Below are 14,830 nucleotides of genomic sequence, written 5' to 3'. Positions count from 1 at the left end.
CTTGCCGCATTGGTTTAACGAAGAGATCAAAAAAGCAGGCATAAAATTGGATGAAAGGAAAGTGGGACAATTTCGCCGCTACTATGAAATGTTGGTATTGTGGAATGAACGAATCAATTTAACCGCCATCACGGATGAGGAGGGGGTGTATGAAAAGCACTTCTACGATTCGTTGATGCCTACATTTTTTACTCCGTTTAATCAGGTTCACAGGATTGCCGATATCGGATCAGGGGCTGGTTTTCCATCCATTCCGATAAAAATCATCTTTCCACATCTTCAAGTGGTGGTGGTTGATTCTTTAAAAAAAAGGATTACCTTCCTTGAAGAACTGGTAAAGGAGCTGGGTTTAGATCGGGTAGAACTAATCCATGGGAGAGCTGAGGAGGTAGGGAGAAAACCGTACTACCGTGAGTCTTTTCCCATCGTATTGGCAAGGGCGGTGGCAAGATTAAACATCTTGTTGGAATTCACCCTCCCCTTTGTAGAAGTAGGTGGTTATTTTATTGCTATGAAAGGAAAAAGTGGGGAGCAAGAATTAAAAGATTCTATGAATGCTTTAAAAGTATTAAGAGGGAAGGTTGATAAAATAGAGAAAGGAACTCTTCCCATAGAAAAATCAGAACGAATCTTGTTATGGATAAAAAAAGAGGGTTCTATACCGGATAAATATCCGAGAAACGGAGGGAAAATCGAAAAAAAACCGCTATAATGCGGAGCAAAGGGGATTGTTTCACGTGAAACAATCTCCTTGAAGGATTTAAGTCAATTCTTATAGAATAGTATTGATAATCGGGGCTTTCGTCATAGTGAGGTGTTAACATGAAAGAACAATGGAGCAAGATTTTTGGATTTCAAGAGAAAAAAGATGGAGAAGAAGAGAGGATCTCGCATATTCCTGTCTCTTCTATCGTTCCTAACCCTTTTCAACCCCGTTTTCTCTTTGATGATGAAAAATTGGAAGAATTAAGCGAAACCATTCGCACACATGGAATGATTCAGCCGATCGTAGTGAGGAAAACGGAAAAGGGTTTTGAATTGATTGCAGGTGAAAGGAGATGGAGAGCTTATCAAAAGTTAAACTATGAAAAAATCCCTGCAATCATAAAGGAGTATTCGGACGCACAAGCAGCTTCCGCAGCTCTCATCGAAAACCTGCAAAGAGAAGGATTAACCTCCATTGAAGAGGCCCTGGCTTATCAGAAACTAATGGCACTCCATCAGCTAACGCAAGAAGGATTAGCACAACGATTGGGAAAGGGGCAGTCCACAATTGCCAATAAGATTAGGCTTCTTCAGTTGCCTGAAGAGGTGCAACAAAGTCTAATGGAAAGAAAGATTACGGAAAGACATGCAAGAGCATTGCTAACCTTAAAGGAAAAGTCTACACAACTAAAAATCTTACATGAGATAATAGAAAAGGATCTTAGCGTAAAACAGACGGAACAAAGGATCGAACAATTGCAGCAGAAGGATTTAGGCAAGAAAAAGCCAAAAAGAATTTCTATTCCACGGGATGTGCGTATTGCCGTAAATACCATACGTCAATCCGTACAAATGGTGATGAAGACAGGAATGAATATCGAATCGAAAGAAGAAGACCATGGAGATTTTTATCAGGTCGTAATACGCATTCCAAAAAAGGGAGGAAGAGTGCTATAGATTTTCCGATTCCCTGGGAAAGCATATTCGTCGGACGGTCGTACCTATCGTCTAGGTGTTAGCAAAGGAAGAGGTGAAACTGTGGGTAAGATTATTGCCATCGCCAACCAAAAAGGCGGTGTGGGCAAAACAACGACTGCTGTGAACTTGGGAGCAAGTCTTGCCAATCTAGGTAAAAAAGTTTTGTTAATCGACATGGATCCACAAGGAAACACGACCAGCGGAATCGGGATAAATAAGGCGGATGTAGAATACTGCATTTATGATGTGATCATCAATGAAATCGATCCCGGCATAGCGATTCATGAAACGGCTGTATCCAATCTTTTTATCCTTCCTTCCACCATACAGCTTGCAGGAGCCGAGATTGAACTTGTACCCACCATCTCCAGGGAATTAAGGCTAAAAAGGGCCATCACCCCATTAAAAAAAGAGTATGATTATGTAATCATCGATTGTCCTCCTTCTCTTGGATTATTAACCATCAATTCTTTAACTGCAGCCGATTCCGTTTTAATTCCGATTCAATGCGAATATTATGCGTTGGAAGGACTAAGCCAGCTTCTGAATACAATACGTTTAGTACAAAAACACTTAAACACCTCTCTTTCCGTAGAGGGCGTGCTTTTAACCATGTTTGATGCCCGGACCAATCTTGGAATTCAAGTGGTAGAAGAAGTGAAAAAATACTTCCAAGAAAAGGTTTATCGCTCGATTATACCAAGAAATGTACGGCTCAGCGAAGCACCGAGTTATGGGCAATCGATCGTCACTTATGATCCAAAATCAAAAGGGGCGGAAGTTTATCTCGAATTGGCGAAAGAGGTGATTGAACGTGGCAAAGAGGCTAGGGAGAGGGCTTGACTCCTTAATTCCTGGGTTAGAGATCGATGGCGGAGATCTTGTAAAGGACATTCCTATTGAACAGCTGAGGCCCAATCCGTATCAACCAAGGAAGGAGTTTAATCAAGAGTCCTTAGAAGAATTGAAGGAATCGATCATCGCACATGGGGTGATCCAACCGATTTTGGTTCGTAAGAGTCTGAAGGGATATGACATTATTGCCGGAGAGAGAAGGTATCGGGCGGCACAGTTAGCCGGCCTTAAAACGATTCCTGCTGTGGAACGAAAATTTAATGAGGAACAGATGATGGAAATCGCCCTCATTGAAAACTTACAGCGGGAAGATTTAAATCCCATTGAAATTGCAGAAGCATATCATACGATCATGGAGCGTTTCCAGTTAACTCAAGAAGAGTTGGCGAAGCGTATGGGGAAGAGCAGACCCCTCGTAGCGAATTTTCTCCGGCTTTTAAACTTACCGGAAGAAATTAAAGAGCATGTTTCACGTGGAACAATTTCTATGGGACATGCGAAGATCCTTGTTGCGATTGGAGACCCCCATCTCCAAATGGAACTTGTAAGAGAGACCATCAATAAAGGGCTTAGTGTACGGGATTTAGAACAACGTGTTCAGGAATTGGGAAGTGGGAAGAAGAAAACCCGCAAGGAAGTGAAAAGGAGAGAAGATGATCTGTACTATAAAGGAGTCGAAGAGAGATTGCGGGAACACTTCGGTACCCCTGTATCCATACGACCTGGCAAGAAAAAAGGGAAAATTGAAATCATCTTTCTCACCATTCATGATTTAGAACGCATCTTGGATAAAATAGAAAATAGATAGGTGTGGTTTTGAAACAAATGATACTTATGGGGACCATTGTAAACACGGCGGCGATCATCATAGGAAGTTTGGCTGGGTGGCTCTTTCGAGGAGTAAGGGAAGATATCGGAAAAACGGTCATGCAGGGGATCGGTTTGGCTGTTATTCTGCTTGGTTTATCGATGGGATTGGAAACGAAACAATTTCTCCTTTTAATCGTTAGTTTGGTTTTGGGAGGGATGATTGGCGAATGGCTAAAGATTGAAGAGGGACTGATCCGTCTAGGGAATTGGGTGGAGAGAAGATTTACTTCCGGCGGGAATGGTAAAGTTGCGACAGCTTTTGTGACCGCTACTCTCGTTTATACCATCGGATCGATGGCTATCTTAGGTTCGTTGGAGAGTGGTCTTAAAAATGACCACCAGATCTTATACACAAAGGCGATGCTGGATGGATTTTCTTCCATCATATTTACGAGCACGTTAGGGATCGGCGTTATCTTTAGTGCCATCCCTGTTTTTCTCTATCAAGGGATCATTACGGTGGCGGCATCCTGGATTAGCCAATATATCGCGCCAACTTTGCTACAACAAATGATCCAGGAAATTACGGCAGTAGGTGGACTCCTTATCGTGGGAATCGGTATAAACCTATTGGAGATCGCGAAGATCAGGGTAGCAAATCTCCTTCCCGCCATCTTCGTGGCGGCTTTCCTTGTCTATTTCATACACCGATTTTCTTTATCGATTTGAGGTGGGTTGATGGAAGAGGAGAAACTCTATTACTTTCTCGTGAACCCTGTTGCGGGATGCGGCAAGGGAAAGAAGCGATGGAGAAAAGTGGAGAGATATTTAATACAGGTGAAGATCCCTTACCAAGTTTACTTTACGCAGGGGGTGGGGGATGGATTCACTCACATCTATAAACGTCTGACGGAGAGTGAGTCGCTCCCCTCTGCCGTAATCGCGGTAGGAGGGGATGGAACGGCCAATGAGATCATCAATGGTATTTTGAAGAGCGGGCGTGATGTTCCATTTGGATTAATCCCCGCAGGGTCAGGGAATGATCTGGTAGGCTACCTCCATATAAAAAATTGGAAAGAAGCGCTCACCACAATTCTTGTTGGAAAGATCTCCGCTATTGATGTGGGTATGGTGAATGGAACCCATTTTTTTGTCAATGGAATTGGGGCAGGATTCGATGGAGAAGTGGCTCACCATTCTTTTAATTCTCCTATGAAAAAAGTATTAAACCGGATTGGACTCGGAAAATTAATTTACCTCTTCTCTTTTTTCTCTCTCTTTTGGAATTACAAAAGGAGCCCAATTACCATTCGAACAGAAAAAGGGGAGTTCCACTTTAACGATACTTGGATGGTCGTTGTAGGGAATCATCCCACATATGGGGGAGGAATGAAAATCTGTCCGGGAGCAAGGTCTGACGATGGCCTTTTTATGATCTGCGTGATCGTCAACCTTCCAGCATGGAAATTTCTTATTCTCTTTCCCAGGGTCTATTTTGGGACGCACATCTACCATCCGAACGTTATTCAACTTGAGGTCAGAAATCTGGAAATCGAGACAAAAGATTCGTTAATGGTACATATCGATGGAGAGGTCGGCTTTAACACACCGTTAAAGATTGAAATCCTCCCTTCTAGGCTAAAGGTTTATCATTCCGTTCCTTCTTTCGCCGACCCTCTCCGAAGTATAAAAGGGGTGGGAGAAACGAAACGCCTCGATAATGGCCTGAGTGATCGTGTCGGCCATTTTCATCACGAGGCTTAAACGAGTGTTCTGCAGAACAAAATATTCCATAAATCCGCCGATATTAACAACACCGGTGATATGAAGGTTACCGATTGGAGACAGCTCTTTGTTAACGCCGGAACCGGGTCTTAAAGGTCCCTCCGCTACGGTAATTACGCCAACGTTTTTTAATCGGCCTAAGGACGCATCCACCGCTATAATATAGGGATCCTCATAATGACTTGCAATGTAACGGATGGTGTCTTTAAGATTTACGGCATGGATAGGTTCATCGAGGTTCCCATAGACGGGATAGCCAAAAGAAAGCTCATTTAATTTGGTACCGACCACCGGGCCTAAAGCATCCCCCGTTGAACGATCCGTTCCAATACATAGGAAAAGAAGTTGTTGGCTGTTGAGAATGGGGTATGTTTTTTTTCTAAGATAAGCGGCGATTTTTTTCGCCGCTCCCTCCTCCAAATAGGAGGCGGAAAATCCTCTTTGAGGGAATTGGGGAATCATTGATTGTTCCATGAAGACCTCCACATGAACGTGTAATAGTACCAGTATAGTGAGGGGGAGCGAAAAATATACGCATGAGCTTGGAAGAATGGAAAGGGAGGGAAATGGAGAATGTGGTTATATCGCATCGGAAAGCGGCTTGTACCACCGCTTATCTCCTTCTATCATCGTGTAGAGGTGTTTGGAAGGGAGAGGTTTAATCCGAGGAGAAACTATGTGGTGGTTGGAAACCATGTTAGCATTATCGATCCCATTTACATTGCCGCTTTTTATCCTGGGATCCTTCATTTCATGGCTAAAAAGGAGCTATTTGTTAAGCCTTTCCTTCGTTGGCTCGTCACTCGTCTCGGAGCATTTCCGATAAATAGAGAAGCGGCCGATCTAGGAGCCATTAAGAAAGCCCTCCGCCTATTAAAAGAAGGAGAGTCCATCGGTCTTTTCCCGGAAGGAACACGCGCTGAGAAGTGGGATGAACGGGCTTTTAAGCAAGGGGCTTCCTACTTGGCCATAAAAGGGGCTACTCCCGTTTTGCCGGTGATTATCTTTGGATCCCAAAAAGCACTGCCAAAAGGAAGCAAAACTTTACGACCCGCAAAAATCCGCTTATTATATGGAGAGCCCCTTTTTCCAATGCCTGAAGAAGGAGTGGATGAATTTGGGATGCGGATACGAAAAGCAATGGAATCCCTCTTAAGCGAAGGGGAAGCTAGGGGATGGTTGGAGTAGAAAGGAAGGGATAGCGATGATCGAGGAAACGTTTAAGAATCTCGATACCACGTCTTCAAAAATTTGGACCTGGTTATCCGACCCGAATGTATGGTTAAATTGGGCAGAAAAACTTCTCCTCATTCTTCTCATCTTGTTTGGAATGAGGATTACAAAACGAATTGGACATGTATTAATTGAACGGGTACTGAAAAAAAGAGAAGGGTCTCGTTTTCAAATCGATGAGCGACGGGTTACTACCCTCCGCGTTTTGTTAAAAAATGTGGCCGATTATACGATTACCTTTATCGGGATTTTGCTTATTCTATCCTTTTTCATGAATATACTGCCGGTCTTGGCAGGTGCGGGAGTCTTGGGATTAGCCGTGGCCTTTGGCGCACAAAATCTTGTTCGGGATATTATCAGTGGTTTTTTTATTATTTTTGAAGACCAGTTTGCTGTAGGGGATTATGTTCGAATTGGAAACTTCGAAGGTACGGTGAAACAAATTGGCCTTCGCATTACAAAGATTAGGGCCTTTACCGGAGAGATCCATATTCTTCCCAATGGGACCATCACCGAGGTAACCAATTTCTCTACGTCCAATTCCGTAGCGATTGTGGATCTGAGCATAGCGTATGAAGAGAGGATTCCACAGGTGATCGAGATCTTGGAAGAAGAGGTTAATAAGCTCTTTGAAGGAGGGGAAATTCCTGAAATGGTAAAAAAGCCGGAAGTGCTCGGTGTACATGCGTTAGGGCCCTCAGAAGTGGTCATACGGATCGTGGCTGAAACGAAACCTGCTATGCATTGGAAAGTTCGAAGGATTCTCCAAAGCAGATTAAAAGAGGTCTTGGATCAGAGAGGAATTGAGATCCCGTATCCCCATCTTGTTACCGTTTCTAAAACAGGGGAGGGGGCAAAGAATGAATAAAAAGGCGTATGGCTTGGGAGATTTAGTGGAATTAAAGAAACCTCATCCCTGTGGAGCAAATGCTTGGAGGATTATTCGTATGGGCATGGACATACGGATTAAATGCACAGGTTGTGATCATAGTGTGCTCATACCCCGATCCCATTTTGAAAAGCGCTTAAAAAAGATTTTAGAAAAAGGGGAAGGGATGGATGTGGATCAGAACGCAAGATGAGAAGGGAAAATCGTGATAAAAATGGATGGTTTATATACGCCGGATAATAACTGTTTTTCAAATGGATAACGGTACGAAGATAAAATGATTTTTCAACATAAGAAAAAGAGGTAAGGAGTGTATGATATGGCATCCCGATCATGCGGCATAGTAGGACTCCCTAACGTCGGCAAATCTACGTTATTTAATGCAATTACTCAGGCAGGGGCGGAATCAGCCAATTACCCCTTTTGTACCATCGATCCGAATGTGGGGATTGTTGAAGTTCCGGATGAAAGGTTGACGGTTCTCACCCGCTTGGTTACCCCTCAGCGTACGGTTCCGACAACTTTTGAATTCGTGGATATTGCAGGGTTGGTTGAAGGGGCGAGCAAAGGAGAAGGATTGGGAAACCGTTTCCTATCCCATATCCGGGAAGTGGATGCGATCGTTCATGTGGTTCGATGTTTTGAAGATGTGAACATCACTCACGTAGCGGGAAAGGTTGATCCTTTAAGGGATATACAGATCATCAATCTGGAATTGATCCTGGCCGATTTGGAGACGGTGGAGAAACGATTTGAGAAAGTAAAAAAAATGCTTAAGAGCGGAGATAAAAAAGTACAACAGGAGATGGCCTTGCTCGAGAGGTTGAAAGAACATTTTGATCAGGGACGGTCGGCGCGCAGCCTCTCCGTGGATGAGGAGGAAAGGGAAATCCTCCGGGAACTTCACTTATTAACCTTAAAACCGGTCCTCTACGTGGCTAATGTGGGGGAGAATGAGGCGGCCGATGCGACAAATAATCCTTATGTAACGCAAGTGATAGATTTTGCGGCCGGCGAAGGAGCTGAGGTTATTTGCATATCGGCCAAAGTGGAGAGTGAGATCGCAGAGCTGGACGGAGAGGACAAGCAACTCTTTCTGGAAGAATTAGGATTGAAGGAATCAGGCTTAGACCGGCTCATTAGAGCGGCCTATCACCTCTTAGGATTGATTACCTTCTTTACCGCTGGCCCCCAGGAGGTTCGGGCGTGGACCATCCCTGCCGGGACCAAAGCACCTCAGGCGGCAGGTGTGATCCACTCCGACTTTCAGCGAGGATTTATTCGTGCAGAAGTGGTCTCTTATGAGGATCTGATTCATGCAGGAAGCATGGCAAAAGCGAGAGAACAAGGATTACTTCGTCTGGAAGGAAAGGATTACGAAATGAAAGACGGGGACGTGGTTTACTTCCGCTTCAATGTGTGAAAGAAAGATTTCCAACGCTTGCATGGGAATTACCGATCTGTTATAATGGGTTTCCGTGAGTATCTATTTTTAAAATAAACTCACTCCTTGCTCCATATGAATGGAGCCTTATGTCCAGAAGGAGGTGACTCAATGCGCAACTATGAGATTCTTTTCATTTTGCGTCCCGATTTAACGGAAGAAGAAGTAGAGGCGAACCGGGAGAAGGTAAAAAGCGTAATTACCGACAACGGCGGTGAAGTGACCAAACTGGATCCGATGGGTAAACGGCGTCTCGCGTATGAAATCCAGGATTATCGGGAAGGGATCTATACCGTCATTTACTTTACCGGTGACGTTAAAACGGTAAAGGAACTGGATCGGGTGGTCCGCATTACTGAAGATATCATCCGATATCTCATCGTGAAGAACGACTAAACCATAAATGTTAACGGTGGGGGAGGGGACGATTGTGCTTAACCGGGTGGTGCTGATCGGAAGATTGACGAAAGATCCTGAATTGCGTTATACCCCGTCAGGGGTTCCTGTCACAACTTTTACACTGGCTGTGGATCGAAATTATACCAATAGCCAAGGGGAAAGGGAAGCAGATTTTATTCCCATCGTTACCTGGAGGCAGCTGGCGGAACTGTGTGCCAATTACCTCAAAAAAGGGCGATTAACGGCGCTAGAGGGGAGAATCCAAACCCGCCATTACGATAACCAAGATGGCCGCCGTGTTTATGTTACGGAGGTTGTGGCCGATAATGTTCGTTTCATCGATTCCAACCGGGACAGACAGGATCAAACACCTTACGCGTACGGCTCACCATCCGGAAGAGGTTCAAAAGAAGAAGAGCATCGTCCCGCCAATGAACCGTTCGCAGGGGAAAGTGAACCCATCAACCTTTCGGAAGATGATCTCCCATTTTAAGAAAGTTAGGAGGGATACGAATGGCTTTTAAACGCGGCGGAAAGAAGCGCCGTAAGGTATGCTACTTTACCGTGAATAAGATCGAGAAGATTGATTATAAAGATGTAGATCTGTTAAAGAAGTTTATTAGCGAACGGGGAAAGATCCTTCCCCGGCGGGTCACCGGCACTTCTGCGAAATATCAGAGGATGCTTACGGTAGCGATTAAAAGGGCGCGCCAGGTAGCATTGTTACCTTACACCAATGAATCATAAAGACGAGGGGGAGTTATCCTCCTCCTTTTTTCTATGGTGGTCTGCCAAGTTACTTCCGTTTAATTTGTTTGTACAGTTTCTCAATAACGGTCTGTTTGGGAGGGATGAGATAAAGATGCGAACAAATGTAAAGGCAATCGTTGAAGGGGCTTTAATGGCAGCGCTTTTTCTCCTCCTTCTCTTTTTAGTCCTATACACCCCCTTGGGAACGATCGGTTTTATCGTACTCCCCCTTCCATTTGTTCTCTATACGGCAAGGAACAAAGTGAAAAATTCACTTCTTTTAGGTTTTGTGGCCATTTTACTTATGATTCCTTTTGGCCTCATCGCGCTTTTTCCGCTTACTCTCTATTCCTGGTGGATCGGCCTTGTTTTGGGGTGGAGTTTCTTTAAGAAAAATCATCCGCTCCTAACCCTTACCTACACATTCCTGGCCACTCTTCTTTACCTGCTTCTTGCTCTCCTTTTCGCCTCACTCCTGTTTAAAATTGATTTGGTGGGAGAATTAATCACCCTTCTAAAAGAGACGATGAAAGAAACGTCGGTGTTGATGGGAGATGCACTACAAAATCAACTTCCCTCCGGTTTTATGGAAACCTTCCTTCAGGAATTTAGACTTCGATTCCCTGCTTTGTTAATCCTTTATTCCTTTTTCTCTGCCTTTATCATCCAGTATATTAGTGGAAAACTTTTTCGCAGGCTGGGGGGAGAGACGGCTCCCTTTCCACCCTTTTCCGAGCTGCGGTTTCCCCGTTCAATCCTTTACTATTTCCTCGCCTCCCTTCTCTTGCTACTTATTCCAAACCTTCAGGAAATGGGCTGGCTACATTTGGCTACGGTGAACATTTTCACAATACTATATTTGCTGATCACCCTTGAAGGGCTCTTTTTTCTCTTTTATTATGCCAAGGAGAAAAAGTTAGGGAGATGGCTCCCCGTAGCGGGATTCGTCATGTTGTTTCTTCCCCCTTTAGATACTATACTTAGAGTCATAGGCATTCTAGACTTAGGATTTCCTCTTAGGAACAAAAAAGGGCAGGGATGAGGCGATGTCCAGGGAAATTTCGACAGAGAAGCGTAGGGTTTATCATCTGCTTCTTCCCGGTTGGGCTGTAATCCTTAATATCCTCTTTTTCCTCGTTTCATGGAAAGTCGCAATGATAATGGCGGTCTTTACGCTTCTCCTTTTCTCCCTTTACATACGAGGGGAAAAGAAATTTCGGCTGGGGTTAAAAGAGTATCAAGAACATCTCGCCCTTCGGGTAAAGGAGATGGGGGAAAAAGGATTAAACGGTTTGCCCGTAGCCATTCTCCTTCATGATCCGAAGGGAAATATCGAGTGGCATAATGATACCTTTCTTCACTTCATCGGAAGGAAAGAAGCGGTGATTGGAGAAAGGGTAGAAGAAATCCTTCCTTTTCTTTCGGAGAAGAACCCCGCAGATTCCTCCAGTTTTCGTCTTCCGTATAAAGGCAAAGTTTTTCAGGTAATGAAACAGAAAGAAGGTGTGATTTATTTACTTGATGTGACGGAAGTGGAGGAAAGCAAGAAAAAACTGGCTGCGAAGGAAGTTGTTCTCGCGATGATCCAATTAGACAATGTTGAAGAAGCGACGCAGGGGATGGATGACCAACAGAGGACGCTGGCCTTATCTCGGGTGGCTTCCATCCTAAATGACTGGGCAACTCATTATAAAATTTTTCTCCGACGCACCGCTTCCGATAAATTTCTCGCACTGCTGAACCATGAAATCCTCCTTACTTTGGAAAACAATCGGTTTGATGTTCTGGATAAGGTAAGGGCTGAAATGGGGACAGGGAAAATGCCCTTTACCCTTAGCATCGGGGTAGTACAGGGAGGGGACTCCTATCTCCAGCTTGGTCGAATGGCCCAGGACGCATTAGAATTGGCTTTGGGCAGAGGAGGAGATCAAGCCGTCGTCAGGGAAGGAGAAAGGCTCTCCTTTTATGGGGGAAAATCGAGCGTTGTAGAGAAGAGAACCAGGGTGCGGGCTAGAGTTATTTCCCATGCACTCCGGGATTTAATGAATGATTCTGATCAGGTTCTCATTATGGGCCACAAGATGGGAGATTATGACTCCATTGGCGCTGCGCTCGGAGTGGCTCGCATTGCGAAGATGAACCAAAAACAAGGTTTTATTCTTTTTGAAGGAAGAAATCAATCGATCGAAAGGCTCTTAGATCTTCTTGATCAACAGGAAGAGGTTCAAAGAAGCTTTATTAGCTCTACGGAAGCTTTGGCGCGTTGTACCCCACGTACCCTTCTTGTGATCGTGGACACCCATATTCGTTCCCTTTTGGTGGAGCCATCCCTTCTAAAGAAGACAAACCGTGTTGTGGTGATTGATCACCATCGGAGATCAGAAGAGTCGATTGAGGATCCGATCCTTTTTTATCTTGAACCTTATGCCTCATCTACTTCCGAATTGGTCACGGAACTGATTCAATACCAGAAAGATCCTCTTTCCCTACAATATTACGAAGCGACGGCATTGTTGGCAGGAATCATCGTAGATACCCGGCATTTTTCCTATAGGACAGGGGTTCGAACCTTTGAAGCCGCCTCATTTCTCAGAAAAGCCGGAGCCGATACGAGCGGTGTGCAAGCCTTGTTAAAGGAAGAACTCTCTCAGTTTGTAAGACGTTCCCGCCTCATATCCGGGGCCGAGATCTTTTTTGAACGAATCGCTATTGCCGTGGGGAGTGAAAGGGAAGAGTTTCCCCCCGTTTTGATTGCCCAAGCGGCGGATACCCTCCTTGATATGCAAGGGGTGGCTGCTTCCTTTGTCATAGCACGTCGGTCAGACGGATTAATCGGCATCTCTGCTCGTTCCCTCGGGGAGATGAATGTACAAGTTATCATGGAAGAAATGGGGGGAGGAGGACATTTTAACAATGCGGCGACCCAATTGAAAGAAGGCACTTTACAGGAAATAAAAGGGAAACTCCTATCGATTATAGAGAAACATTTTCAGGAAGGAAGTGTGGAGGAATGAGAGTCATCTTTCAGAAAGATGTAAAAGGGCAGGGGAAAAAAGGGGAAATAAAAGAAGTTGCCGAAGGGTTTGCAAGAAATTACCTGATCCCGAAAGGCCTGGCAGTTCCAGCAACCGAATCTAATCTTAAGCAGATGGCTGCTAAGGAGAAAAGTGAAGAGCGAAGAGCACTTGAACGCCTCCAGCAAGCAAAAGAGCTCGCAGAAAAGTTAAAAGAATTGGAGCTCGTGATTCCGGCGAAGGCTGGGACAGGCGGAAGGTTGTTTGGTGCCATCACAAGCAAACAAATAGCCGAGGAATTGACAACAAAAAAAATTGACTTGGATAAGAAAAAGATCGAATTACCGGAACCGATTCGCATGTTGGGAAGATATACGGTTAAAGTTCATCTTCATCCGGAGGTAACCGTGAACCTCACCCTGAATGTCGTGGAAGAATGACGATCAAATTCTTTCTTTAGGAAGGAATCGACGATGAGTGATTTATTTTTGGATCGGACTCCACCCCATCAGGTAGAAGCGGAACAAGCGGTTCTTGGCTCCATTTTTCTTGAACCGGAAGCACTTATAACCGCTTCGGGTCTCCTCAGCCCCACCGACTTTTACCTTGCCCAGCATCAAAAAATTTATGAGGCAATGCTCGCATTGGGGGAAGAAGGCGAACCGGTTGACATCATAAGTGTCACCACTCGTTTGAAAGAGAGAGGCCTTTTAGAGGAGATTGGCGGGATAGAATATTTGAGCGATCTATCCGCTTCCGTTCCTACCGCTGCGAATGTGGAATATTATGCGAAGGTGGTTGCCGAGAAGGCACTTCTGCGCCGCCTTATACGTACCGCATCCGAAATTGCTGCAAGCAGCTACGCCGGTGTAGATCCCGTGGAGCGCATACTTTCCGATGCGGAAAAAGCGATTTTTGATTTGTCACAAAAGCAAGTTCAGACAGGGTTTGTGAAGATCGCCGATATATTAATGGAGACCTACTCCCATTTAGAAAGGATCTCAAAAAGCCATGGTGAGATCACGGGTGTCCCAACCGGATATCATGATTTAGACCGGCTAACCTCGGGATTTCAACGATCCGATTTTATCGTGGTAGCCGCCCGACCTTCCGTAGGGAAAACGGCTTTTGCCTTAAATGTGGCGCAAAATGTGGCGGTTCGGTCGAGGCGTCCCGTAGCCATCTTTAGCCTGGAGATGTCGGCCGCCCAACTGGCCATGCGGATGTTGGCTGCAGAAGCCAATATTGATGCGGGTAAGTTAAGGACAGGAAGGCTCTCCGAAGAAGAATGGGAAAAGTTAATTATGGGCATGGGAATGCTGGCGGACTCTCCTATATTTATTGATGATACACCAGGGATTACGGTAACGGAAATCCGTTCAAGATTACGAAGATTGGTCGCAGAACAAGGAGATCTCGGGATGGTGATGATTGATTATCTGCAGCTCATCACGGGCCGGTCCAGGGCGAGCGATAACCGTCAGCAGGAGATCTCCGAAATATCCAGGCACCTAAAAGGAACAGCCAGGGAACTTAATGTCCCGGTGATTGCCCTGTCCCAATTGAGCAGGGCTGTGGAGCAAAGGCAAGATAAACATCCGATGCTCTCAGACATCCGAGAGAGCGGCAGTATAGAACAAGATGCAGATATTGTAGCATTTCTCTACCGGGATGATTATTATAATCCGGAAACAGAAGAGAAAAATATTATTGAAGTCATCGTCGCCAAACAGCGCAATGGTCCTACAGGAAAAGTGAAACTGGCTTTTCTAAAAGAATATAATAAGTTTGTAAACATCGCAAAACCTTACCAGGAGACAGGTTCATAAGAACCTGTTTTTTTACGGGGAAAAGGCGGACAATCCATAAGAATTTATTTCAATCATTCGGATTTATGATTTGACATCCCTACATGTTTGCGCTAGACTAAGGCTGTCCTTGGTGAATTACGAAGGTTGAGGGACAAAT

The 14,830-nt window shown here is 44.8% G+C and carries 17 protein-coding genes and 1 pseudogene; 17 read left to right on the top strand and 1 reads right to left on the bottom strand.

The features are described from left to right. Position 1 precedes the first annotated feature (1 nt). The 6 genes and pseudogenes from rsmG to THEAE_RS23640 all read left to right on the top strand — a co-directional run. Positions 2 to 712 (top strand): 16S rRNA (guanine(527)-N(7))-methyltransferase RsmG, encoded by a 711-nt coding sequence (gene rsmG / locus THEAE_RS0118345; protein WP_039944556.1) that lies wholly within the window; start codon positions 2 to 4, stop codon positions 710 to 712. A 110-nt stretch (positions 713 to 822) separates the two neighbouring features. Beyond that, complete coding sequence (noc, locus tag THEAE_RS0118340; RefSeq protein WP_028988430.1) at positions 823 to 1,662, top strand: nucleoid occlusion protein; 840 nt, start codon at positions 823 to 825, stop codon at positions 1,660 to 1,662. An 81-nt stretch (positions 1,663 to 1,743) separates the two neighbouring features. Continuing rightward, positions 1,744 to 2,526, top strand: coding sequence for a ParA family protein (locus THEAE_RS0118335; protein ID WP_005586606.1), 783 nt, complete (start codon positions 1,744 to 1,746; stop codon positions 2,524 to 2,526). Next, positions 2,498 to 3,346: a ParB/RepB/Spo0J family partition protein gene (locus THEAE_RS0118330; RefSeq protein WP_028988429.1), complete on the top strand. Its 849-nt coding sequence runs from the start codon at positions 2,498 to 2,500 to the stop codon at positions 3,344 to 3,346. Before THEAE_RS0118335 ends, THEAE_RS0118330 begins: the two co-directional genes overlap by 29 nt. A 17-nt stretch (positions 3,347 to 3,363) precedes the next feature. Next, positions 3,364 to 4,077, top strand: a complete 714-nt coding sequence (locus THEAE_RS0118325) for a DUF554 domain-containing protein (RefSeq protein ID WP_028988428.1) — start codon at positions 3,364 to 3,366, stop codon at positions 4,075 to 4,077. Between the two features lie 9 nt (positions 4,078 to 4,086). Further along, positions 4,087 to 4,938: pseudogene (locus THEAE_RS23640) on the top strand (diacylglycerol/lipid kinase family protein); the annotation flags it as partial. Between the two features lie 48 nt (positions 4,939 to 4,986). Here THEAE_RS23640 and yyaC read toward each other — a convergent pair. Further along, a complete protein-coding gene (yyaC, locus tag THEAE_RS22765) occupies positions 4,987 to 5,607 on the bottom strand; it encodes a spore protease YyaC (protein WP_028988427.1) in 621 nt (206 codons plus the stop codon). A gap of 99 nt (positions 5,608 to 5,706) precedes the next feature. On the opposite strand from yyaC, the gene THEAE_RS21725 reads away from it, so the two are divergent. The 11 genes from THEAE_RS21725 (at position 5,707) to dnaB (ending at position 14,691) form a co-directional block, all read left to right on the top strand. Continuing rightward, a complete protein-coding gene (locus THEAE_RS21725) occupies positions 5,707 to 6,321 on the top strand; it encodes a lysophospholipid acyltransferase family protein (protein WP_052330163.1) in 615 nt (204 codons plus the stop codon). A 16-nt stretch (positions 6,322 to 6,337) separates the two neighbouring features. Next, a complete protein-coding gene (locus THEAE_RS0118305; protein WP_028988426.1) occupies positions 6,338 to 7,234 on the top strand; it encodes a mechanosensitive ion channel family protein in 897 nt (298 codons plus the stop codon). Then, complete coding sequence (locus THEAE_RS0118300) at positions 7,227 to 7,448, top strand: DUF951 domain-containing protein (RefSeq protein WP_028988425.1); 222 nt, start codon at positions 7,227 to 7,229, stop codon at positions 7,446 to 7,448. Before THEAE_RS0118305 ends, THEAE_RS0118300 begins: the two co-directional genes overlap by 8 nt. A gap of 126 nt (positions 7,449 to 7,574) precedes the next feature. After that, positions 7,575 to 8,678, top strand: a complete 1,104-nt coding sequence (gene ychF / locus THEAE_RS0118295; RefSeq protein WP_028988424.1) for a redox-regulated ATPase YchF — start codon at positions 7,575 to 7,577, stop codon at positions 8,676 to 8,678. Between the two features lie 132 nt (positions 8,679 to 8,810). Further along, positions 8,811 to 9,095, top strand: coding sequence for a 30S ribosomal protein S6 (rpsF, locus tag THEAE_RS0118290; RefSeq protein ID WP_005586617.1), 285 nt, complete (start codon positions 8,811 to 8,813; stop codon positions 9,093 to 9,095). 34 nt (positions 9,096 to 9,129) lie between these two features. After that, on the top strand, positions 9,130 to 9,591 hold the full coding sequence (gene ssb, locus THEAE_RS0118285) for a single-stranded DNA-binding protein (RefSeq protein WP_028988423.1): 462 nt from the start codon (positions 9,130 to 9,132) through the stop codon (positions 9,589 to 9,591). A 20-nt stretch (positions 9,592 to 9,611) separates the two neighbouring features. Beyond that, positions 9,612 to 9,845 carry a 30S ribosomal protein S18 gene (gene rpsR, locus THEAE_RS0118280; RefSeq protein ID WP_005586620.1) on the top strand — a complete coding sequence of 78 codons (234 nt, stop codon included), beginning with the start codon at positions 9,612 to 9,614 and terminating at the stop codon, positions 9,843 to 9,845. A gap of 115 nt (positions 9,846 to 9,960) precedes the next feature. Continuing rightward, the gene (locus THEAE_RS0118275) at positions 9,961 to 10,890 is read left to right on the top strand and encodes a DUF2232 domain-containing protein (protein ID WP_169730007.1); all 930 of its coding nucleotides are present in this window, start codon (positions 9,961 to 9,963) and stop codon (positions 10,888 to 10,890) included. Positions 10,891 to 10,894: 4 nt separating this feature from the next. Then, on the top strand, positions 10,895 to 12,862 hold the full coding sequence (locus THEAE_RS0118270) for a DHH family phosphoesterase (RefSeq protein ID WP_028988421.1): 1,968 nt from the start codon (positions 10,895 to 10,897) through the stop codon (positions 12,860 to 12,862). Next, the gene (gene rplI / locus THEAE_RS0118265) at positions 12,859 to 13,302 is read left to right on the top strand and encodes a 50S ribosomal protein L9 (protein WP_005586623.1); all 444 of its coding nucleotides are present in this window, start codon (positions 12,859 to 12,861) and stop codon (positions 13,300 to 13,302) included. The genes THEAE_RS0118270 and rplI overlap by 4 nt, the downstream gene beginning before the upstream one ends. A 33-nt stretch (positions 13,303 to 13,335) precedes the next feature. Next, positions 13,336 to 14,691 carry a replicative DNA helicase gene (gene dnaB, locus THEAE_RS0118260; protein ID WP_028988420.1) on the top strand — a complete coding sequence of 452 codons (1,356 nt, stop codon included), beginning with the start codon at positions 13,336 to 13,338 and terminating at the stop codon, positions 14,689 to 14,691. Positions 14,692 to 14,830 lie beyond the last annotated feature (139 nt).

This window comes from Thermicanus aegyptius DSM 12793 (genome assembly GCF_000510645.1).
GTDB classification, from domain to species: Bacteria; Bacillota; Bacilli; order Thermicanales; family Thermicanaceae; genus Thermicanus; species Thermicanus aegyptius.
Note: the sequence above shows the minus strand (reverse complement) of the source record. Positions and strands in the feature narration are given on the sequence as shown.